This window comes from Niallia circulans (genome assembly GCF_007273535.1).
GTDB lineage: Bacteria > Bacillota > Bacilli > Bacillales > Cytobacillaceae > Niallia > Niallia circulans_B.
This window is the reverse complement of sequence record NZ_RIBP01000001.1, coordinates 1,022,627-1,045,789: the sequence shown is the minus strand read 5'-3', so window position 1 is coordinate 1,045,789 and position 23,163 is coordinate 1,022,627. Positions and strand designations below refer to the sequence as shown.

Genomic DNA, 23,163 nt, shown 5'->3' with positions numbered 1-23,163 from the left:
GTAGGGGGGAGTAGTTATGGAAAATACACTAGGAAGAGTCTTAATCGGTAAATATTCGGATTTGCCAGAACGCCTCGGGAAAACGGCTTTTGTTGGGAAGGAAGAAATTGCGTTATTTAAGCTGGCAAATGGGAAGGTCCGTGCAATAAAGAATCGATGTCCCCATAAGGGCGGGGTCCTTGCGGAAGGAATGGTAAGCGGAGAACATGTTTTTTGCCCGATGCATGACTGGAAAATCAATGTGTGTGACGGCCAGGTTCAAGCACCAGATCATGGTTGTGTGAAAGCATATAAAGTGGAAGTGGAAGAAAACCTTGTATACATTGTTATCTGATTTTACAAAAGGAGGAATACCATGTCATTCGTAAAGACAGATCAAGTAGTGCAGGGCATGATTGAGGCAGGTGAAGCAAAAGCGAAATTATCTGTTATAGATATGTTAATACGAGGTGGGCTTGCAGGAGCCCTTCTTGGATTCGGGACGACATTGGCATTCACAGCTGAAATTCAAACAGGCATGGGGATTTTTGGAGCAATATTATTTCCGGCTTGTTTTGTACTAATCATCCTGCTCGGACTTGAATTAGTAACAGGCAGCTTTGCGCTCATCCCGTTAGCGGTTTTAGAAAAAAGGGTATCCATTTTTCAAATGCTTTCGAACTGGTTTTGGGTCATAATTGGTCATTTATTAGGTGCAGGACTGTATGCTTTACTTTATGTTATCGCAATAACACAGTTAAGTCATGTGCCTGACAATGCAATCGCCACAAAAATTATTGCAGTTGCAGAAGCAAAAACTCTTATGTATGCAAACCTCGGAAGCGATGGTTTAATCGTCGTTTTTGTAAAAGCATTGCTATGTAATTGGATGGTAACATTAGGGGCAGTCATGGCGATGACATCGACAAGTACAATTGGAAAAATTGCTGCAATGTGGTTGCCGATTTTAATCTTCTTTGCTCAAGGGTTTGAACATGCTGTCGTAAATATGTTTGTCATTCCGGCAGGGATGATGTTAGGTGCAGATGTTTCGGTAGCAGATTGGTGGCTATGGAATCAGCTCCCTGTACTATTCGGCAATATGGTAAGTGGAGTTGTATTCACAGGTCTAGCATTATACTTTACTCATCATAAAGTGAAAAAGAAAACTAGCATGGTAGTTTCAGAACAGGAAGAATATATTGCTGAAACTTAACAGATGATTTAAAGGGAGGCATGATGATGGGGAAAGTTTATATAGTTGGAGCAGGCCCGGGTAATCCTGACTTACTTACAATTAAAGGTTTGAAATGTATACAGCAGGCAGATGTTATTGTATATGACCGGTTAGTCAACAGAGAATTACTGCAGGAAGCAAAATCTGGTGCAGAATTCATTTATTGTGGCAAACAGCCAAACTATCATACAATGCCACAAGAAATGATTAACCAGCTGTTAGTGCAATCTGCTCGCTCAGGAAAAGTGGTTACTAGACTTAAAGGTGGGGACCCTTTTGTGTTCGGCAGAGGGGCGGAAGAGATTGAGGAATTGGTAAGGAATAATATTCCTTATGAAATCGTACCGGGTATAACAGCTGGAATTGCGGCCCCAGCTTATGCCGGAATTCCCATCACACATAGGGAGCTTGGTAACTCATTTGCAATCATTACCGGTCATTGCAAAAACGGAGAACCAGCAGATATTAAGTGGGAAAGTCTTATTAATGGGGTGGATACATTAGCTATCTATATGGGAGTTGGAAATTTGCCGTATATATGTGACCAATTAGTGAAGCATGGTAAGCGGGAGGATACACCAGTCGCCATCATTCAAGAAGGTACAACATCAGGACAAAAAACAGTAACAGGTACAATTGGAACAATTGTTAGTATCGCTCAAAAGACGAGAATAAAAAACCCGGCAATGATTGTTGTTGGTGAAGTTGTTAGCTTTAGACACAGAATAGAGGAACTTCAAGCAGCGAACAAACAAGTCACGTTGGAACTTGTTTCAGGAAGCTAACTAAATGTAAAGTTTTGATTATGGGAGTGGTAATTACGGAAAACACTTATTAAGAGTGATTGGTATGTTTTTTATCGAAAAATATACAAAAGAGGCTGGGACAAAACAAAAATACCCCTTCCTGAAGACAAACAATTATACTTTTATCTAACTTTGAAATAATGAGGCATGGAATTATCAATAGAGTATTCCTTTAAAAATGGTTCGTTTCATTACGCTACACCCACTCGCTTTCCGCGGGGAGGAAGCTTTAGCCTCCACGTCTCGCCTGCGGGGTATCAGCCTTTCCCCTATTTCCCGCAGGAGTCGAGTGGCCTCCTCTTCATTCCACTAAGATTAAAAATGATTGTTTTAAACGGAAAACCACAAAAAATTAAATATTAATCAATAAACGATTAATTAGTTCGGTCTTTGATTTAGACTTGAATACTTTGTCTCAGCCTCTTTTAGTAATTCTAAGAAACCTCGGCAGATTATCAAATTATATATCTTGCGCACCAAAAAATAATAGGTTACTATGTGTGTAACCGGTTACACAAAAGAGGTGAGTTCATGGCTACAATACGGGATGTTGCCAAAAGAGCCGGAGTATCTGTGGCAACCGTTTCACGAGTATTAAACAACAAAGGCTATGCACATGAAGATACGAGGAAGCTCGTTAACGACGCAATAAAAGAATTAAATTATAAACCAAATGAAGTAGCAAGATCTTTATATAAAAAAAAATCAAGATTAATAGGGTTATTGCTCCCCGATATTCGTAATCCCTTCTTTCCTGAGCTAGCTCGTGGGGTAGAGGATGAAATGCAGGAGCAAGGACTCCACTTAATTATTGGCAATGCTGATGAGAAATTAGAAAAAGAAATAGATTACATACAAACTTTTAAACAAAATAATGTAATCGGAATTATTTCAGCAACTAATCAGGCTGAAACGAACCTTTACGAAAATCTTTCTTTCCCTGTCGTTTTACTTGATCGCATAACAGGAAGTTATCCTTCTGTTTATGCAGATGGAGTGGATGGAGGAAAAAAAGCAGCACAAGAAATGGTCAGAAGAGGCAGTAAACGAATCGCATTACTAAGAGGTCCGATTGAATTAAGGACTGCACAAGACAGATTCAAGGGTGCAGTTGATGAGTTGTGTGCTGCTAATGTGGACTTTCAAGTGATTACATCATCGTTTAGCTTTTATGATGCCGAAAAAATGGCTAAAAACTTATTTGAGAAGTTTCCTGAAACAGATGGAATAATTGCCAGCAATGATCTAAGTGCGGCAGCGATATTACATGAGGCACTGCGCATCGGAAGATCTATTCCAGAAGATTTGCAAATTATAGGATATGATGATATTCCGCTTAGCAAGCTGCTGTTTCCATCCCTTTCAACTATAAGACAGCCTGCCTATGATATGGGGAGGGAAGCTGCCAAACTATTAATGAACATTATAAATAACAAGCCGTTAGCACTAAAGAATATTGAATTGCCTGTAACCTTTATAGAAAGGCAAACGACAAGAAAGGTGGAGAAAAATGATTAAAATCACGACTATTGGCAGTTCTTCTATCGATTTAGTTGTAACTGCAGCAAAACGACCACATCAAGGGGAAACGATTATTGGAGAAAGCTTTAAGACAGTTCCTGGTGGAAAAGGAGCTAACCAGGCTGTTGCAGCTGCAAGGCTCGGTGCAGAAGTAAATATGATTGGATGTGTTGGAGTCGACGAGTTTGGGGAGAAAATCATAACCAATTTGGCTGATAATGGTGTTGATACAACCTATGTGGAACGGGTTACACATACAGAAACAGGCACAGCACATATTACTTTAGCAGAGGGTGATAACAGCATTATTGTCGTAAAAGGTGCTAATGATTATGTCACACCTGATTTAGTTGAAAGAGCACTTAATACAATTATTGCGTCCGATATTGTCCTTATTCAGCAGGAAATTCCAGAGGAAACAGTCGAATATGTGGCAGAAATTTGTTTTGCAAATGATGTGCCCTTATTACTTAACCCAGCGCCTGCAAGACCTATAAGTAAAGAAGTCATTGAAAGGGCTGCTTATCTGACACCAAATGAATCAGAGGCGGCAATTCTTTTTAAAGACAAGAATATCGCTGAAGTATTTAAAGAGTTTCCTAATAAATTATTAGTTACAGAAGGTCAAAACGGAGTTCGTTATTATGATGGTGAAAAGGAAAGACTTATTCCAGCGTATTCTGTTGAAGCAGTTGATACAACTGGTGCAGGAGATACCTTTAATGCAGCATTTGCAGTTGCGGTTGCTGAAGGTAAAAGCATGGAAGATAGCATTCGTTTTGCTAATCGGGCTGCCTCTTTGTCTGTAACAAAATTCGGTGCACAAGGCGGGATGCCAACAAGAGAAGAAGTAGAAGGGAGTTTATAAATATGAAACGTTCTGGCATTTTAAATAGTCACATTGCGAAGATTTTAGCTGATCTCGGTCATACAGATTATATAGTAATCGCAGACGCTGGTTTACCAATTCCAGCTGATGTTAAAAAGATTGATTTAGCAATTAAAGGCGGCATTCCTTCATTTATAGATGTTGTGAATGCCGTGGAAGAGGATATGGTTATCGAAAAAGTGATCATTGCATCTGAAATAGAAGCAGGCAACCCTGAACATGCTAGCTACATAAAGGATAAATTCGCCGATAAGGGAATTGAAAACGTTTCCCACGAGGAGTTTAAACAATTAACGAAGCAAGCTAAAGCAGTCATTCGTACAGGTGAGATTACACCATACGCAAATTGTATTTTACAATCAGGAGTATTTTTTAATTAAATGAGGTGAAAACGATGCGAATTACAATGGAAAACATCCATAAAGCGTTCGGAACCAATCAAGTTTTAACTGGTGTTGATTTTGATTTGGTGGATGGGGAAGTACATGCGCTAATGGGGGAAAATGGTGCAGGAAAATCAACAATGATGAATGTTCTTACAGGATTGCATGCGCGAGATAACGGCAAAATTACCATTGATGGAAAGGAAACCTATTTTAGAAATCCAAAAGAAGCTGAGCAAAGCGGCGTAACCTTTATCCATCAGGAATTAAATATTTGGCCTGATATGACTGTTCTTGATAACTTATTTATTGGCAAGGAACGTAAGAATTCCTTTGGGCTGTTAAAAACCACCGAAATGAAAGCGTTAGCAAAAAAGCAATTTGAGCGATTATCCGTATCCATTCCTTTGGATAAAGAGGCGGGTAGCTGTTCTGTTGGGGAACAGCAAATGATTGAAATTGCGAAGGCATTAATGACAGAAGCAAAAGTGATTATTATGGATGAACCAACTGCTGCACTAACCGAAAGGGAAATCAGTAAACTGTTTGATGTGATTACTTCTTTGAAAAAGGAAGGCGTATCCATCGTCTATATTTCACATCGAATGGAGGAGATTTTCGCTATCTGTGACAGGATTACCGTTATGCGTGATGGAAAAACCGTTGATACGAAGGCCATTCCTGCAACCAATTTTGATGAGGTTGTTAGAAAAATGGTTGGGAGAGAATTAACAGACCGCTTTCCGACTAGAAATCATAGTTTGGGTGAAACGGTTCTTCAAGTAAAGGGATTAACAAAAAAAGACTCTTTTGAGAACATCAACTTCTCCGTTTGTGCTGGAGAAATCGTTGGGGTTTCAGGCTTGATGGGTGCAGGGCGAACCGAAATTATGAGGACGATCTTTGGTCTTGATTCAAGTGATAGTGGTGAAATATGGATTAATGGCAAGAAAGTGCAGATTAAGACGCCAGTTCAGGCTGTTAAGTTAGGTATCGGCTTCATTACAGAGGATCGCAAGGATGAAGGGTTAATTCTTGATTTCTCTATAAAAGATAATATTGTATTGCCAACTCTTGCAAGCTTTGCTCCAAAAGGAATTATCCGTGAAAAAAGTGAGACAGACTTTGTTAATATGCTGATTAAACGCTTAACAGTCAAAACAGAATCCAAGGATATCGCTGTTGGCAGACTCTCAGGCGGAAATCAGCAAAAAGTTGTCATTGCCAAGTGGGTAGGAATAGGACCAAAGCTGCTCATTTTAGACGAACCAACAAGAGGAGTTGATGTTGGTGCGAAAAGAGAGATTTATCAGCTAATGAATGAGTTAACGGAGCGTGGTGTTGCTATTATCATGGTATCTTCCGAATTACCTGAAATTCTTGGCATGAGTGATCGAATCCTCGTCGTCCATGAAGGAAAAGTAAATGGAGAATTATTGAAAGAGAATGCGACCCAAGAAAAAATTATGACATTGGCAACAGGAGGTCAATAATATGAATCCCCTTAATACAGTAACACAACCGAGCAAGACGAATATGATGAATGCTATTACTCAAAAGTTAGGACCATTACTTGGGCTATTTTTATTAGTTGTGATTGTGTCCATCTTGAATCCTAGTTTCCTTGAACCTTTGAATCTATTAAATTTATTACGGCAGGTTGCCATTAATGCACTGATAGCTTTTGGAATGACCTTTGTTATTTTGACTGGAGGAATTGATTTATCTGTCGGAGCCATCCTTGCATTATCAAGTGCGTTGACAGCAGGAATGATGGTAGCTGGCGTAGACCCGATTGTTGCCATTTTAGTTGGCTGTATTCTTGGGGCAGTAATGGGAATGGTCAATGGATTATTTATTACTATCGGAAAAATGGCACCATTTATTGCGACACTAGCAACAATGACGATCTTCAGAGGCTTAACCCTTGTTTATACTGGCGGAAACCCGATAACTGGTCTTGGAGATAATTATCTGTTTCAGTTATTTGGTCGTGGATATTTTCTTGGCATACCTGTACCAGCTATAACAATGATCCTAGCATTTGTATTCTTATTCATTCTTTTGCACAAAACTCCATTTGGTCGCAAAACATATGCGATTGGTGGCAATGAAAAGGCAGCTTTAATCTCAGGAATTAAAGTACCAAAAGTAAAAATCATGATTTATAGTCTTTCCGGTATGCTTGCAGCTTTGGCAGGAGCGATTTTGACATCTCGTTTGAATTCAGCACAGCCAACAGCCGGTACTTCCTATGAACTTGATGCGATTGCAGCGGTTGTGTTAGGAGGGACAAGCCTATCAGGAGGCAAAGGACGCATTTTTGGGACACTCATTGGTGCGTTAATTATCGGTACGTTAAATAACGGCTTGAATTTGCTTGGCGTATCATCCTTCTATCAAATGGTAGTTAAGGGGATTGTTATATTAATTGCAGTATTACTTGATCGTAAAAAGTAGTATAGGGAGAGATTATCATGAAAAAATTAATTGTTATATGTTTAACACTAACACTTTTACTCCTAAGTGCTTGTTCTATGCAACCGCCTTCATGGGCGAAACCAGCTAAAAAGGAGAATCTAAAGGATATAAAAATTGGTTTATCGGTTTCGACATTAAACAACCCATTTTTCGTTTCATTAAAAGATGGAGTCGTTAAAGAAGCGGAAAGCTTAGGGATGGAAGTTATTATCGTTGATGCACAAAATGATTCGGCAAAACAGGTGAATGATGTTGAGGATTTAATTCAGCAAGGGGTAGATGCATTGCTTATTAATCCAACCGATTCGGCTTCTATTTCAACTGCTGTTCAATCAGCAAATAATATCGGTATACCTGTAGTTACATTAGATCGCTCAGCAGATAAAGGGAAGGTAGAAGCATTAGTAGCCTCCGATAACATTAAGGGTGGAGAAATGGCAGCAAATTATCTGCTTGAAAAGTTAGGAGAAAAAGCAGAGGTTATTGAATTAGAAGGGGTGCCAGGGGCATCAGCAACACGGGAAAGAGGTCAAGGATTTCATAACATAGCGGACAAGCAATTGAATATCATTGCTAAGCAAGCAGCTGATTTTGACCGGACAAAAGGCTTAACTGTCATGGAAAACCTGCTGCAAGCAAACCCTGATGTTAAAGCAGTATTTGCTCATAATGATGAAATGGCATTAGGTGCTATTGAAGCAATTAACAGCTCTGGGAAGGATGTTGCGGTCATTGGATTTGATGGAAATGACGACGCCCTGAATGCTATTAAAGAAGGAGACTTGGAAGCGACAGTTGCTCAGCAGCCAGAACTGATTGGTAAGCTTGCAGTAAATGCTGCAAGAGACGTTTTACAAGGTAAAAAGGTCGAGGAAAACATTGCTGCACCGCTAAAACTAGTTACAAAAGATTAATTAGCAGCGAATGGCTTAAGTAGCGTAAAGACAAAAAAAGGACTGGATTCAGTCCTTTTTTATTTAAACCATCCTTTTTCCTTAAATCTTGTGATGGCTTCTATGCGATTTTTCACTTCTAATTTATCGAGAATCATACTGATATAGTTGCGTACCGTCCCTGTTTTAATTGATAGCTCTTGAGCAATCTCTTTAGTATTTTTTCCATCTGCAACTAGCATAAGCACTTCTTTTTCCCGCTCTGTTAGGGGATTTTCTTCTTTATATACATCATCAACCAACTCTGGTGCGTATATTCTTTTTCCTTCCATCACACTGCGGATGCTTTTTGCCAAATCATCGCTTGGACTATCCTTAAGCAAATATGCCGATACGCCAGACTTTAAAGCACGCTGGAAATAGCCTGATCTGGCAAAGGTAGTTAAGATAATGACTTTGCAAGGATGATTCATGAGTTCTTCCGCTGCTTCCAAGCCAGTCTTGGCAGGCATTTCTATATCCATGATACAAATATCAGGATTTTTTTCCTTAACAAGCTGGATTGCTTCTTCACCATTATTTGCTTTGCCGACAACTGTAATATCATCTTCTAAATCAAGTAAGGAACCTAAAGCACCTAAAAGCAGGCGCTGGTCTTCGGCAATGACAATCCGGATCATAATAACTCCTCCCTTTCGATTAATTTCCCATCATGTGGAATTACGATTGTTAATATTGTTCCCTCATTCACGGAAATCTCTAAAGTACCGTTTATAAAATCCAAACGTTCTCGCATGCCAGTTAATCCGTTTCCATTATGAGTATCCTCTTCCTTAAAAGGGCTTGTTCCATTATCTTTAATTTCCATGATTGTTTCTTTTTTATTTTGGCTGATGCTTATATAACAAGAGGTGGCATTGCTATGGCGAACTACATTTGTAACAGCCTCTTTTAAGCACATGCTTATAATGTTTTCTGCAATCGATGACATTTTAAGATTGGAAGCAATATCGCTAACCAAGGTTATTTCAGCCGCTTCTAATACTTTTTTGACGAGGAGAAGCTCGTCTCTCAATTTAATGCCACGCATTTCAGAGACCATTTTTCGGACTTCATTTAATGCTGTTCTTGAAGTATGCTGAATATCCTTAAGCTCCAAGCGGGCTTGTTCAGGGTCCTTGTAAACTAATTTTCTTGCTAAATCACTTTTTAAGCCGATAAGGGAGAGCTTTTGGCCAAGTGTATCATGAAGGTCTCTGGCAATTCGCTGTCTTTCCTCTAGTTTAACTAAATTGGATATGCGCTTATTCGCATCCTCCAGCTTTTCCTGCAGCTGGCCTCTCTCTTTGCGGTTATGAATGGTCAATGGCAATAAAATAACGCCAAACCAAATAATAAGCACAAACGGAAGCTGCTTTAACAGCAAGGCATCGCCAATTATGACTTTGTAGTAAATGGCGAAAGTTGTAACCGCCAAGTGAATAAAGTAAAGGACAAAATAGGGAATTTGTTTTTTTATATTACCGATAAAGTACGACAGAAAAAAAGAAAAATATACATAGCTGTATGCATAAATGGCAAAGGTGGATATCCCGATTAAAAGGGAGGGCCATAAATATATCGTCCAGCCTTTTGAAAGATAGGCTAATCTATAAAACAGAAAAAATAAAATTGTAAGGATAATACCGGCAATCACATCAACCGCTGAAGAGGCGTGAAATATAAAATAAAAGGGCAAAATAGTAAGTAATGTCCATATATAAGGAGAAATGCCGGTGCTCTTTTTTAGTACCTCTAATTTTTTGATCATCAGTTTCAAACCTCATTATTTATTGGCTGTCATCTGTTCAGTTTAACATAATTTAGCAGCAATTAATGGCATAATTGCTGCTAAATTGGTTTATGTTATTGCATCCCTGATCCGGCAGACAATTTAAGTGATTTCTTTTGTTTTTTCCATTCATAGAAGCTAATAAACTTTTTGTCTTTTTCGTCCCACAATCGGAACTTCAAAGAACGGAGACTGCTTACCAGTGTTACAGTTGGTACATTCCGCAAAGGTTCCGTCTCATTATGAACCTGCTCTAAATTATAATTAGGAACTCTTGGACTTAAATGATGAACATGGTGGTAGCCAATATTACCTGTCAGCCATTGCATCCATTTCGGCAGGTGATAATAGGAGCTTCCTTCAACAGCAGCCTTAACATAGTCCCAATTTTCATCTTCCTCGAAATACGTATCCTCAAAAGTATGCTGCACATAAAACAACCAAACTCCAACAGAGCCAGAAATAAGAAAAATCGGCAGCTGTACAAGCAAGAAAGAGGACCAGCCAAGTGTACTTCCAAGCAATATTACCAATAATACTAGGGCAATGTTAGTTGCGTACGTATTTAGCCTTTCATTCCATCTAGCTCCTTTACGATTAAAGCGATTAGCCAAAAGGAATTCGTAAATCGGACCTAAAATAAACATAATGAACGGATTGCGGTACAAGCGATATTGTAGCTTTACAAACATAGAGGCATTCTCATACTCGTCAATCGTCATCATCCATAAATCGCCGACGCCGCGTTTATCCAGGTTGCTGCTTGTTGCATGGTGAATAGAATGGCTATGTTGCCATTTGTTGTATGGGAATAATGTCAGGATTCCTGTAATAGTACCTAAAACCTTATTCGCCTTCCGGTTTTTAAAGAAAGAATTGTGACAGCAATCATGAAAAATAATAAAAATTCTGACCAAAAATCCTGCTGCAGCTATAGTGAACACAAGTGTTAAAAAATAAGAAATAGTTAAGCTTTTGTAGGCCGCAATCCAGAGCAATACAAAGGGCAGGATAGTATTGACAAGCTGCCAGACACTTGTTTTTAAAGTGGACTTCTCAAAGGGGGCTACAGCAGTTCTCAATTGTTTTAAGTTTTTTATATTCATCATTAGCTTCCCTTCTATTTATCGATATCTACATTATAAATATAGCCCTAACATATTTGCAGACATACATGTCATGGTCGCTATATGACATTTGTCATATAGGGGGCTTTTTCTTATGAGATGGCCACTAAAGCGCTAACAGAATTGCAAGCAAACTCGTCAGATTCAACTATATGTCTATCCTTGCTTGCTTAATAAAAGGGACGTGATTTTACGTTCAACTTGATCTGTTTTTAATAAGGACTAATTATTGGTGCTCCACTACTGAAATCTATTGAACTTTCACATTAGCACAACCAATTATTTTGTGACATTAAAGGATTAACCTGTCCTATGCCATTATCTTTTTTATAATAAAGAATAGCTCTTAAACAGCAGAAAGAATAAAAAAATAGTGGTGATATCATGGAGTTACTTAGAAGATGGTTTTTAATGATAAGTCTATTACTAGTGGTTATTGTTAAAAAGAATACCGATTATTCAGCTACAGGAACGTTTAACTGGCTCGAAAACGTTATCGAATCTGTAATCTTGGTTGTGATTTTTAGATTTTTTTTGTGGTGACCAGAAAAAAAGAGGTAGGGCTGTCAAGGAAAGGTTGTTAGCACACTTATTGCGACTTATGAGTTAAATGTTTATTGTGGGAATAAGGAGTACTGTCTTCGTTATAAAAACATATGAATTTGAAAGCATTTTATCTACTTTATCTTATATATATTGTAAACTTTATTAATATAAATAATTGTTAAAGTACACTGGGAATTTTGTTACAAAAAATTATATAAGGAGCATTACTATGGAAAAGTGGGATTTATACGATAAGGATCGTAATAAAATCGAAAAACAAATAATGCGTGGAGATGAAATGGCACCAGACGAGTTTCATTTAGTAGTACACGTCTGTATTTTTAACTCAAAAGGAGAAATGCTCATTCAACAGCGTCAGCCCTTTAAGGAAGGATGGCCGAATCTTTGGGATATCACTTGTGGCGGGAGTGCCATCGCAGGCGATACAAGTCATCAGGCTGCTTCAAGAGAGCTATTCGAGGAGTTGGGAATTCATTATAACTTTGACAAGCTTCGTCCACACCTTACTATTAACTTTGAACGGGGCTTTGATGATTATTATTTAATAGAATATGACATTGATCTAAATGAATTGACGTTACAGGCTGAAGAGGTACAAGCAGCAAAATGGGCCACTAAAGAAGAAATCTTAAAGCTAATCGAACAAAGAAAATTTATCCCTTATTATGAGAGCATCATTGCGTTTCTGTTTGAGGGGCGACAGCAATATGGGTCTATTCGTCTTTAAATGAAACTTATGCAATAATTTACATACAAAAAAGGGTGAACGTAGTAAGAAGCCACTAACATTGTGAATGTTAGTGGCTTTTCTTACTGTAGTAGAGGCTACTGCTGTATACATCAACGTTGTAACACTTTATTCCACTAAATATGGAAAATCATTGAGAAATGTTTCGATTACTGTTATCTCTAATATATAATTTATATTCCACAGCAGAAGAGAATTTCAATAATGTAGTCGGTTCTCCAAAAACTCTTAACTAGATAACTATATTGGCCTGCTAATCGCTGGAATTCTACTACTACAGGTTGCTCCCATGCAAAAGTCTTTGGATTTTGCAAACTACCTTGGGTTTACGCAACTTTATCCCACATTTTCGACGATTTCCATGAAACGAACGTGGATATTAAACGACTTATATGTTGATGCACCAGCAAGAAAACAAGGCGTAGGTGAACTATTTTACATAAAGCGAAACAGTTTGTCATTGAAACAGGTGCAAAAAGTCTAAGTACAGCACCAGATAATTATACAGCCCAACGATGAAAGAAATGGTTATGAATTAGGTCTAGTAGAATAGTTTTTTAATGTTTTTTAATGTTTTTGTACTGTAATGGAAGTATTCCTGTAATAAATGGAAAACCTCCTATGGGAGAAACGGGGCAAAATAGTTCAATAAAGTTAATGGTTATTTATAAGGTACGCCTATTTTATTTTTCTATTACAGGTTCTTATAAGTGTTTGTAAAGCAACGAGCTATAAACGCCCTGTAACAAAAGTAAGTAACACGAATATGATATTTAGACATAATATCACCTGTCCCAATAAGATAGGTTTTAACGAAGACAATTTATGGAGATGTCTTCTTTTTTTATGCTTATAATTACTCAAAACTAATAGCCCGTACCAATTATTTGTACTAGCATATTATATTTATGTAACTTCCCCTTTTATATTATTTACTTTTCTACCCTTCTTACTAGAAGGGTCTTTTACTTAATAGCTAAGGTGTACAATTAAAGTACACCTTAGCTGAAGAGTTTATATTATAGGTATGTGGGAGAAAGAATGAAAAATATGTTAGCCTAGAAAAAAATTTTCAGCATGTAAAAATATATTTAATAAAGGGATATTTCTTGAAAAATAAACTCCCACCAATCATTATTTCCTTCCCATATTTCCTCATTAGGCAGTTCAATAGAGCATACATTACTTATATTCCAATCTACTTCTATTAATTCCTTCACAGAGGTGTGGTTGACAACAAGGATAGAAAATTCATTTTTACCTTTTTGAGAGAGTATTCTTTCTAACTCCACTATGTCTGTTATGGAAGCGTTCGTTCTAATAAATAATAAACGTTGTGAGGTAGTAAGTGTAGTCATAAACCGATTGATACGATTGGAATACTTTTCTTGTACCTGAGGTAAGCTGGGAAGATCCGTTAATGTATTAACATCTGTTTTAAAATCGTGATTAAAGGATACGTAATTTACGGAATCCACAACTAGGACATCCTCAGTAGAAGCGTACTGTGGGATGACCAAATTACTTTCGTTTAAAAAATCAGCGAAGTTAGTATTTATTAAAGCGTTTACATTTTTTAGCTTTGGCGTTCCTACCCAATCAAAAGGACCTGCCATTTGTCTTAGGTTATACTTTCTTAATTTTAAAGCAGGAATACAATTCTCACCCAGGCTAAATATAGCATTATATGAACCTTTAATTTCGTCTAATTTCATATTGTCTTCCCCTTAATTAAAATATAAACAAACATCTTTGTATAGTAGATGTTTGTTATTCAAAAGGGGCATGGACGTATGTTCAATTTGGTAAAAAAGGGCATGCTTCATTAGTATATGGTTGCTGGAATGTTCGTGCTTTATTTTGTTATAATGACTGACATGTTATTGTTAGTTAGGGAAGAAACGTGGCAGCATTCCTATAATAAGTGAAAATGGGATTTGAAAGAAAAAAGACCTCTTGATAAGATAAATGTGTCCTGAGCTGGCCAGCTAAAAGGGACAAAATATCTACACGGAGGTCTCAATATGAATTATAACCAAAATCATAAAATAGCTCAACTACAGTTAAAACCGTAGTTATTGGTATTGATATAGCTAAACATTATCATGTTGGTAGAGCTCAGGATTATCATGGAATGGAGCTGGGATCTACTTGCTTCTTTGATAATACTTAAGAAGGATTTAGCACATTTATACTTCGCTTTTTATTTCGTTAAATCAACTGTAAATGGTTTTAATGCTACTGTTTCTGCATATAACCCAAAATCATAATAAAGATAATGTTTCCCGTCTAATACCGTCGTTCTAACATTCACCTTCGGTAGCGTGACCTTAAAAATACTTTGCTTTTTATCCATGAGTTCCGCTTTACTATTTGGGCCATTAATAATCTCAGTGGAGTTCATAAATACTTCTTGTCCGTCATTACTATTAATTGTAGAAATTTCAAACCCATATTTCATGTAACTTTCTAATTCACCAAAACTTATATCTTTTGGTGTATTCAAATTCTGAACAGTTAAAATTAATTCTTCTTCTGTTTCTTCAGCTTTTAAAATTTTAACTTTGGAAGAAGAAAGTGAAGTTGCTAATGTAACACCTCTTTCCAATAAAATGGCCCTCGGTGTATTTTCTGTTTTTGTAACCGTTGGATAAAACGTAATCGATTTTGTACCACTAGTAGAAGCGGCCAATTTATTCGTACTTATTTCCTTAACCTCGTTGCCATTACGCTTTTCCTTTGATTGAATAGTCTGGCTGTAATCATTACGTTCCTTCCCTAATATGGAATACTCTCCTACATTCACTTCAAAATCAGGATTATCTTGCGTAATGCTCATTGAATAGCTTGTATTATACTTGCCTTGAACAAAGTCTTTGACGTTAATATAAACACCGTACTCTGGATAATGAATGGTCTCGTAAACATTTAATTTCGTGATTGGCAGTTGTTTGACAGGTACATCAAACTTCCATGTACCTAGCGTTACGTTAGCCGCACGAATATTAATTGGTAAAGTAAAATCTTTGGCTAACTCTCCTCGTGGATTATCTAATGTAATTAAGAAATCTGCATGTGTTTTACTAGTGTTAGAAAACTGTGATTGTGCATTGCTTAACCAGGGGTCTGAATCACCTTTACCATGAAAAAAATTATAATCCAAACTATATTCGTCTTCTTCGCCTTTATTATATTTTAACTCCCCATCCATCGTCCCTGTAATGCCAATTTCGACACCATCATAATAAACACTAGTTAATTTGACTTTAATCCCGTTTGATTCAGCCGTTTGGTTTAATTCCGTTACTGCTTTTTGCATAATTAATTTACGCCCTACTGTATCATAAAAATAGCGATAGGCACTATTTAGCTCTGGTGAATTAGCTAGTGCATGACTTATTTGATTTGGAAAAGAGACAACTGAGAATAATAGACTTGCTGCGAGAAGTGGGATAGCCACCCAAGTAATCCGTTTTTTCTGTTTCCGTTTTTGTTTTATTTGTTCAGCAGAAAGAATCCCTGTTTGAATCGCTTGATTTATTTCCTCTATAGGAACTTCAATATTTTCACTCATATTCTCAAATCGAGAATCCTTCATGACTAACCTCCTCTAAATTTTTACGTAACTTTTGTTTTGCTCTTCGTAAATATGTTTTCACCGTACTTTCCGGTCGACGCATAATGTCTGCAATTTCATTAATAGAATAATCGCGGAAATAATATAATCTAATAACCGTTTGATAGTTTTCTTTCATACCTTTCAAACCAACCTCAATCATCATTCGATTATCACCAAAATCGGAAAAAGTAGCGATACTATCCATTTCTCTATCCTTTAGATCCACTAGGTTAGGTTTTTTCTTACGCAATACTTTATAAGCTTCATTGATTAAGATTCGTGTTAACCAAGTACCAAAATATTCATTTTTGCGAAGCTTATTAATCGACAGATAAGCAATACACGCTGTTTCTTGAATAATATCTAGGGTATCTTCACGATTATGTACATATGAATAAGCTGTATGATAAAGCTGCTTGTTTTGCGCAGTAAATATTTGTTCAAACGCTTTTCGATCTCCTTTTTTCGCTTGTTCAATAAGATTAAATTCGTTCATAATAACCTCCCTTCATAGTATTAGAGTCAAAGGAACAGAAAAAAGTTTCAATATACAATTATTATTTGTTAAAATGAATGATTACTTTTCGGGTTAACTTTCACGATTATCATGGCAATAACATTTTGGGTTAATTCAAGAAAAAAGACAAGCATAGGTTTTGCAGTTTTAGTGGGAATTTCCTTTTCGGCAATATTGGAACTAAATATGGCAGCATTGCTGTAATAAATTAGAACATAGGTTAGGATACAAAAGTGGCAGAATAGTTTAAGTGAATTTTTTCACAAAGTTACCAAAAAAATTCTGTTGAGGGAATAATCAGAGAAACAAAGGAAAGATTTTTTTAATTACACTAGAAGAATTAAATTTATACAATAAAAACTGTAACTAATTCGAAAAAAACAGCATTGCTGTTTTTTTTACTTGTTTGCCATTTTAAAGTATTGAAGTTTCACTGATACCTTGGTTTTTATCTAACTTTTTAGAAAAAATTCTGATATCACTGTGCATTTATTAAATTAGATTTTTTGAATTAGTTATTTTCCTAATACCTCCCATTTAATTTGAAAAATTAATCGTATAGAAAAATGTTTTTGGATGAAAATATTAAACAACAACAGAGGTGGTGAGACAACTTGGAGTTATTAAAATTTTTCTCATCAAAGAAAGGAAGAGACAGTAAGAAAAAGAATCACCAAAGTTTATTGAAAAACACCGATTTTTTCAATAAAGAGGACCTTCCTTTGTTTGCTAGTTTAAAAACGAACTTTGATATGATAAAAAAAATCATGGGCAATAGTACAGATATTATGATTAAGGAATTTAAGATTGGTGAAAAGTCTGAAATAAATCTAGGGATTATTTATACAGATGGTTTATCTGATAAACAATTAATAAATGAATTCGTCTTGGAAACTTTAATGATAAATATCCGACAAGTTGATTTTGACCTAAATTCCTTACATCACCGTTTGATGGATGTTATAAAAACAAATACACTCCCTGTAGCAGAAATAACAGAAGTAAATAATTTTAACAAATTATTTCTTCATGTATTATCTGGAGACACAATCTTATTAATTGATGGAATTACAGAAGGAATTTCATTAAGTTCAAGAGAGTGGGCTGTAAGAAGTATTCAGGAACCTGAATCTCAAACGGTAGTTAGAGGACCTAGAGATGGTTTTACAGAAACATTGCGTACAAATACTGCTTTAATACGAAGAAGAATAAAAGACCCAAATCTTTGGTTAGAAACAAAACAGATTGGGGCAAGAACGCAGACGGATGTTTCAATCATGTTTCTTCAAGATGTGGCTGATAAAAAGACTGTAGATGAGGTAAGAGAACGGCTAAAAGACATTGATACAGATATTATTTTAGACAGCGGTAATATAGAGGAATATATCCAAGATGGTAAAATAACAACCTTCCCCACGGTCTATGATACAGAAAGACCTGATACAGTTGCCGCTGGAATTTTACAAGGGAAAATAGCGATTTTAGTTGACGGAAGTCCTTTTGTGCTTTTAGTACCAGCCCTGTTAATTAACTTTTTTCAAACTAGTGAAGATTATTATCAAAGAGCAGATATCGCTACAGTTGTACGTTTAATTAGGTTTCTCGCATTCTTTTTATCCTTACTAACACCATCATTATTTATAGCTATTACTACCTTTCATCAGGAAATGCTACCAACCTCCTTGCTAATTAATTTAAGTGCTCAAAGGGAGGGTGTTCCTCTTTCTACTCTATTCGAGGCTATTTTAATGGAATTAACTTTTGAAATATTGAGAGAGGCAAGTATCAGAATGCCAAGGTCTATAGGTACTGCTATATCCATTGTTGGTGCATTAGTTATTGGACAAGCTGCAGTGGAAGCCGGTTTCGTTTCTGCAGCAATGGTAATCATTGTTTCTTTAACAGCCATATGTAATTTCGTTTCTCCCTCCTACAGTATGGCTGCGTCAGTTAGAATACTTCGTTTTATGTTTATGTTTATCGCTAATCTATTAGGATTATTTGGAATAATTATCGGCTTACTTTTATTAGTGCTTCACCTAAGTAGTATACGCTCATTTGGAGAGCCGTATTTAACTCCGTTAGCACCATTTAAATTAAAAGCTCAGAAAGATAGTATCGTTCGATTACCCAAATGGTTTTTAGAAACAACAAAAAGAAAAAAATAGAAATGGAAAACAAAGTATGATATGAAATCAATGAGGAGTATAAACTGTGAAGAAAATTTTTCTACTTTGTTTGTTGAGCTTAATGACCATATTATTAACTGGATGTTGGAGTAATAGTGAATTAAATGAAATTGCCATTGCATCTGCAATAGGCATTGATAAGACAGATAATGGATATCAAGTTTCTGTTCAAATCATTAATCCTGGTGAATTAGCTGGAGAGAGGAAATCTGGCCGTTCGGAGGTGAGTTTAATTACAAAAGAAGGGAAAACTATTTTTGAAACACTACGTAAACTTTCTATGGATGCACCTAGAAAGATTTATGTAGCACATATTCGTACGATAATTTTTGGGGAAGATATGGCTAAAGAAGGAATAGGAAAAGCACTAGACTTTCTAACAAGAGATCATGACATGCGTTCGGACTTTTTAATAGCAATTGCAAAAGGATCAACAGCTAAAGAACTACTTAACGTACAGTCCCCTATGGAAATAGTACCGGGTGAGAAGATTAATAAAACGATAAAAAATACCGAAAAGTCATTAGGCATTACAAAAGCAGTAATGATAGATGGATTAATTACTGATATACACAAAATAGGAAAAGAACCTGTGTTGACAGGTATACATTTTTATGGAGATCCAAAAACGAGTGGAGATCTTACCAGTGTACAAAGTATTATACCAAAATCAGGCATAACGGTTGATTCTATAGGAGTATTAAGAACGGATAAGTTGTTGGGCTGGTTAAATGAAGAAGAAAGTATAGGGTTTAATTACACACAAGATAATATCTCTAATTTAATAATAAACGTACCATGTAAGGATGCGGAAATTAGTATAGAAACGATTAATTCAACTACAAATCTTAAAGCGCTAGCTCGAAATGGAAAACCACTAATACAAGTAAATATATTCACAAACGGAGTACTAGGCGATGTGGAATGCAATATGAACCTTTCTAGTAAAAAGAATTTAGATAAAATAACGGACGATTATGAAAAGGTAATTAAAGAGAAAGTGGAAAATGTCATAATAAATATGCAAGAAACTTATCAAAGCGATATATTTGGATTTGGCGAAGTTATACATCAAAACCAACCTAACATATGGAAAGAAGTAAAAGGAAATTGGCAGAAGGAATTTGCGGATTTAGATGTGAAAGTAACCGTTAAAGCTAACATTCGTCGCATCGGTGCCATTTTAGATGATGAGGGAGAATGAGGTAAATGATAAAGATTATTGTTATGATATGTGGCGGTTATTTATTCTTTTTCTGGGAGGTAAGGCACTATTTAGAACAAAGAAAATGGTATGAGGTTTTCATAGTCTTTTTATTGGTATCAACTGGTCTTATGCTATGTATCCTACTTTCAAAAAATATGACAATCCCTTCTCCGTTAAGTTGGATTATAACATTATATAGACCTATAGCTAATGTCATGGAGAATATTCTCTCTTAGAAAGGATGTGGCATGGTGGTTGAAAAAGGAAGAATCAATGCAGGAGAGTTTTTATTACTGGTCGTTTTATTTACAGTAGGTAGTTCTATATTAATTATACCATCGAGCTTAGCATCTGCTGCGAAACAGGACGCATGGATTTCTTCTGTTGTTACTACCATTATAAGTTTATTTTTTATTTTTATTTACAATAAAATTCATCAGCTTTTTCCACGACTTACATATATACAATGTAACGAAAAAGTATATGGAAATGTATTAGGGAAAATGTTCTCTCTCCTGTTCCTTTTTTATTTTTTTGAATTATCTACTGCTTCTCTAAGAGAAATAGGTGATTTTATGAGTACGGAGTTACTTAATGAAACTCCTATTCAGATGATAATGGCTGTATTTATACTTACAAGTTTAATTGGTGTAAGGTTAGGGATAGAAGTGATTTGTCGATCTGCCTTAATATTTTTTCCATGGATCGTTTTTTTACTTTTGATATTATTTTTATTTCTTTTACCTGATGTGCATTTTGATAACTTAAAGCCAATTTTAGGTGAAGGAGTTAAACCTGTAATCAATGGAGTATATCATCATATTTCGCTACCATATTTGCAACTTATTATATTTCTTATGCTAATGCCATACGTGAAGGACAAGTCAAAAATGATGAGATTCTACTATCGAGGGATGCTAGTAGGAGGCCTGATATTAGTATTGACTATCTTCTTTTGTCTTTTAGTTCTAGATACGTACACCACTAGGATTCAAGTATATCCAACCTATACTTTAGGCAAAAAAATTAGTGTTGGAGATGTTATCTTTAGAGTTGAAGCCATAATGGCTTTTATTTGGATTATTACTATGTACTTTAAATTAACTATTTGTTTTTACGGAATTTCACTTGGATTGGCCCAATTGTTAAAATTGAGAAGTAACAAAATCCTTTTATACCCTCTGGCTTTACTGATTTTTTCCTGTTCCATATTCTTTTATCAAGATATTGTCTTTTTTAACTACTTTTTGAATAAAACGTACCCTTTATTTTCACTCACTGTTTGTTTTTTACTCCCTATCTTATTATTGACAATCGGGATGATTAAAAAGAAATATAACAATTATAGAATGCAGTAATAGCTGAATTCAAAAAATATGAACTGAGTATTTAAGAGATAAATGTTTGTTTATTGAGGGAGGTTAATTGAACAAGAATCCATAAATTATTTAATGGTTTCTTTCTATAATAAAGATAAAGGAAGAGTCAAAAATGAATAACAGGGTTAAAGAGTTTTGGTTAGGAATGAATTTTGTGAAGAAAGCCCAAAAGAAGGGATTTAGTATTGAGATGCTTGCTAAATTGGAGCTTTTGCTGATTGGTTAGCAGAATTAATTGTTACCTTTTTAGCCGCCACATACTACATTGTGTATAATCCATCACAAAAGAAAAAAATTTACTTTTTTCCTTTTATGATGAACAGCATATAAGCAAAATTGTATAAAATTGAATGGGTAGAGACAATTTTATGCATATATAACTTATACACGTAATGTATTATATATGATTAACTAACTATTATATCCTGGTAATTATTGGTATATTAGATGTGCAGATATTGAGCCCGTTTTATATAACCATATCTGTAATAAATGAAAAAAAACTATTGGAAGAAACATGGCAGGATAGTGTAAGAAGGAATTGGTAAGGTACTCATCGAAGTTAAAGTTTAGTATATTAATTCGGAATGAGGTTATTACTGAAAAATGGATTCTAAAGTAGATTATTTTAAAGAGGCATTAAAAGGATACTGTAGAAGGCAAAATATCTCACCACAAAGAAAGAGATTTTCAAATGTTGAGGGATTTGTAACTATTGGTATAAAAAATAAGGCGGAAAATGGATTAGATACAAATTGCTTTAAAGTACTTAATTTCATTTTGAGTGCTATTGGACCAACAGGAATCAAATTCAGCCAAACACCGATATTGTTTGCTGATTCAGATAGAATTGACAGAATAGATATTACAATGAAAGAAAAGGAATATACAGCATTTCTAAACAAACTTTTTAAATAATAAAATAACATATAAGTTAACAAGGCTACTGTAATGTAACTATTATAGAGGCTAAACATGCAACCCTTTTATAATAACTGAAGCAGCATAATGTTTAAGTTTTTCTAGTACTATCGGGGCAGCATTCCTGTAATAAATGAAAACATAGCTTATGGAAGAAACGTGGCAGTTTTGTTTAAGTGAACTCTTTCACAATGAAATAGAAGGAGTCTGTTTTTGGCTATAAGTTTATGATAATATTGCAGATAATTCTTTTATAAAGAGTTTTAATTGTAGGAAAACAAATATTGACTAATCTTTTGTTTGTATGTAGTATTCATTCTATCTTAAAATATAGAGTATATGGTGAACAGTCAGGAGGAACTATGATGCAAGAAGGAAATACCAATTATGTAATTGATGATATAATCTTTTCTCAGAAAAATTTGGGGTTTAGTAGGATTATACATGATTTGGATAAAGTAATGTTTAGGTATTTAACTGATCGTTTAGATGTGTTGGATATAAGTCATATTCAAGCATTAGTAATTATCTACTTAATGAAAAATAAAGAGAAAGATAACTACCAGAAAGAAATTGAAACAACTTTTGGTTTAACAAACCCTACTTTAACAGTTAGTATTAAATCAATGGAAAAAAAAGACCTAATTATTCGCAAAAAAAGCATGAAGGACGGTAGATATTATAATTTAAACCTAACGAGTAAAGGCGAGAGTTTATACGAATCTTGTTGTGATATATATATTAGTATTCAAAAGGAATTTGAAAAAATACTGAGTAAGGAAGAGGAAGAAAAATTCAGAGAAATTGCCGAAAAGATTATGAATCATTTTAAATATTTATAAAATATATTGACGAAAACGATTACATAG

At 35.4% G+C, this 23,163-nt stretch carries 21 protein-coding genes and 1 pseudogene; 16 read left to right on the top strand and 6 right to left on the bottom strand.

All coding sequences use genetic code 11. The features are described from left to right. The first annotated feature begins 16 nt into the window (after positions 1-16). From nirD to rbsB, 9 genes are all read left to right on the top strand, one after another. Entirely contained in the window at positions 17-334 is a 318-nt protein-coding gene (nirD, locus tag CEQ21_RS05995) for a nitrite reductase small subunit NirD (RefSeq protein ID WP_185763700.1), read from the top strand. Positions 335-355: 21 nt separating this feature from the next. Next, positions 356-1,195, top strand: coding sequence for a formate/nitrite transporter family protein (locus CEQ21_RS05990; protein WP_185763699.1), 840 nt, complete (start codon positions 356-358; stop codon positions 1,193-1,195). 26 nt (positions 1,196-1,221) lie between these two features. Continuing rightward, positions 1,222-2,001, top strand: a complete 780-nt coding sequence (gene cobA / locus CEQ21_RS05985; protein ID WP_185764110.1) for a uroporphyrinogen-III C-methyltransferase — start codon at positions 1,222-1,224, stop codon at positions 1,999-2,001. 552 nt (positions 2,002-2,553) lie between these two features. After that, complete coding sequence (locus CEQ21_RS05980) at positions 2,554-3,540, top strand: LacI family DNA-binding transcriptional regulator (protein WP_185763698.1); 987 nt, start codon at positions 2,554-2,556, stop codon at positions 3,538-3,540. After that, positions 3,533-4,411: a ribokinase gene (gene rbsK, locus CEQ21_RS05975; protein WP_185763697.1), complete on the top strand. Its 879-nt coding sequence runs from the start codon at positions 3,533-3,535 to the stop codon at positions 4,409-4,411. Before CEQ21_RS05980 ends, rbsK begins: the two co-directional genes overlap by 8 nt. Before the next feature lie 2 nt (positions 4,412-4,413). After that, positions 4,414-4,812 carry a D-ribose pyranase gene (rbsD, locus tag CEQ21_RS05970; RefSeq protein ID WP_185763696.1) on the top strand — a complete coding sequence of 133 codons (399 nt, stop codon included), beginning with the start codon at positions 4,414-4,416 and terminating at the stop codon, positions 4,810-4,812. A gap of 14 nt (positions 4,813-4,826) precedes the next feature. Next, complete coding sequence (locus tag CEQ21_RS05965) at positions 4,827-6,308, top strand: sugar ABC transporter ATP-binding protein (RefSeq protein WP_185763695.1); 1,482 nt, start codon at positions 4,827-4,829, stop codon at positions 6,306-6,308. 43 nt (positions 6,309-6,351) lie between these two features. Further along, on the top strand, positions 6,352-7,275 hold the full coding sequence (gene rbsC, locus CEQ21_RS05960; protein WP_185764109.1) for a ribose ABC transporter permease RbsC: 924 nt from the start codon (positions 6,352-6,354) through the stop codon (positions 7,273-7,275). Positions 7,276-7,292: 17 nt separating this feature from the next. Next, positions 7,293-8,210, top strand: coding sequence for a ribose ABC transporter substrate-binding protein RbsB (rbsB, locus tag CEQ21_RS05955; protein WP_185763694.1), 918 nt, complete (start codon positions 7,293-7,295; stop codon positions 8,208-8,210). Between the two features lie 59 nt (positions 8,211-8,269). Here the strand turns inward: rbsB and CEQ21_RS05950 are convergent, their stop codons facing one another. The 3 genes from CEQ21_RS05950 to CEQ21_RS05940 form a co-directional block, all read right to left on the bottom strand. Beyond that, on the bottom strand, positions 8,270-8,869 hold the full coding sequence (locus CEQ21_RS05950) for a response regulator transcription factor (protein WP_185763693.1): 600 nt from the start codon (positions 8,867-8,869) through the stop codon (positions 8,270-8,272). Beyond that, positions 8,866-9,999, bottom strand: a complete 1,134-nt coding sequence (locus CEQ21_RS05945) for a sensor histidine kinase (protein WP_185763692.1) — start codon at positions 9,997-9,999, stop codon at positions 8,866-8,868. Before CEQ21_RS05945 ends, CEQ21_RS05950 begins: the two co-directional genes overlap by 4 nt. Before the next feature lie 95 nt (positions 10,000-10,094). Further along, positions 10,095-11,126: a Delta(5) desaturase DesA gene (locus CEQ21_RS05940; RefSeq protein ID WP_185764108.1), complete on the bottom strand. Its 1,032-nt coding sequence runs from the start codon at positions 11,124-11,126 to the stop codon at positions 10,095-10,097. A gap of 796 nt (positions 11,127-11,922) precedes the next feature. Between CEQ21_RS05940 and CEQ21_RS05935 the strand changes: the two genes are divergently transcribed. Together CEQ21_RS05935 and CEQ21_RS05930 are read left to right on the top strand one after the other, a co-directional pair. Then, positions 11,923-12,441: an NUDIX hydrolase gene (locus CEQ21_RS05935; RefSeq protein ID WP_185763691.1), complete on the top strand. Its 519-nt coding sequence runs from the start codon at positions 11,923-11,925 to the stop codon at positions 12,439-12,441. 337 nt (positions 12,442-12,778) lie between these two features. Then, positions 12,779-12,981: pseudogene (locus tag CEQ21_RS05930) on the top strand (GNAT family N-acetyltransferase); the annotation flags it as partial. Positions 12,982-13,553: 572 nt separating this feature from the next. Here CEQ21_RS05930 and CEQ21_RS05925 read toward each other — a convergent pair. From CEQ21_RS05925 to CEQ21_RS05915, 3 genes are all read right to left on the bottom strand, one after another. Beyond that, positions 13,554-14,177 carry a DUF1796 family putative cysteine peptidase gene (locus CEQ21_RS05925; protein ID WP_185763690.1) on the bottom strand — a complete coding sequence of 208 codons (624 nt, stop codon included), beginning with the start codon at positions 14,175-14,177 and terminating at the stop codon, positions 13,554-13,556. A gap of 488 nt (positions 14,178-14,665) precedes the next feature. Then, entirely contained in the window at positions 14,666-16,060 is a 1,395-nt protein-coding gene (locus CEQ21_RS05920; RefSeq protein WP_185763689.1) for a DUF4179 domain-containing protein, read from the bottom strand. Further along, on the bottom strand, positions 16,041-16,577 hold the full coding sequence (locus CEQ21_RS05915) for a sigma-70 family RNA polymerase sigma factor (RefSeq protein WP_185763688.1): 537 nt from the start codon (positions 16,575-16,577) through the stop codon (positions 16,041-16,043). Before CEQ21_RS05915 ends, CEQ21_RS05920 begins: the two co-directional genes overlap by 20 nt. Before the next feature lie 635 nt (positions 16,578-17,212). On the opposite strand from CEQ21_RS05915, the gene CEQ21_RS05910 reads away from it, so the two are divergent. The 5 genes from CEQ21_RS05910 (at position 17,213) to CEQ21_RS05890 (ending at position 23,136) form a co-directional block, all read left to right on the top strand. After that, positions 17,213-18,766 (top strand): spore germination protein, encoded by a 1,554-nt coding sequence (locus CEQ21_RS05910; protein WP_185763687.1) that lies wholly within the window; start codon positions 17,213-17,215, stop codon positions 18,764-18,766. 46 nt (positions 18,767-18,812) lie between these two features. After that, positions 18,813-19,991 (top strand): Ger(x)C family spore germination protein, encoded by a 1,179-nt coding sequence (locus CEQ21_RS05905; protein ID WP_185763686.1) that lies wholly within the window; start codon positions 18,813-18,815, stop codon positions 19,989-19,991. Positions 19,992-20,242: 251 nt separating this feature from the next. Next, positions 20,243-21,352 (top strand): GerAB/ArcD/ProY family transporter, encoded by a 1,110-nt coding sequence (locus CEQ21_RS05900; protein WP_185763685.1) that lies wholly within the window; start codon positions 20,243-20,245, stop codon positions 21,350-21,352. 627 nt (positions 21,353-21,979) lie between these two features. After that, entirely contained in the window at positions 21,980-22,291 is a 312-nt protein-coding gene (locus CEQ21_RS05895; protein WP_185763684.1) for a hypothetical protein, read from the top strand. A 365-nt stretch (positions 22,292-22,656) separates the two neighbouring features. Then, on the top strand, positions 22,657-23,136 hold the full coding sequence (locus CEQ21_RS05890; RefSeq protein WP_185763683.1) for a MarR family winged helix-turn-helix transcriptional regulator: 480 nt from the start codon (positions 22,657-22,659) through the stop codon (positions 23,134-23,136). Positions 23,137-23,163: the final 27 nt, after the last annotated feature.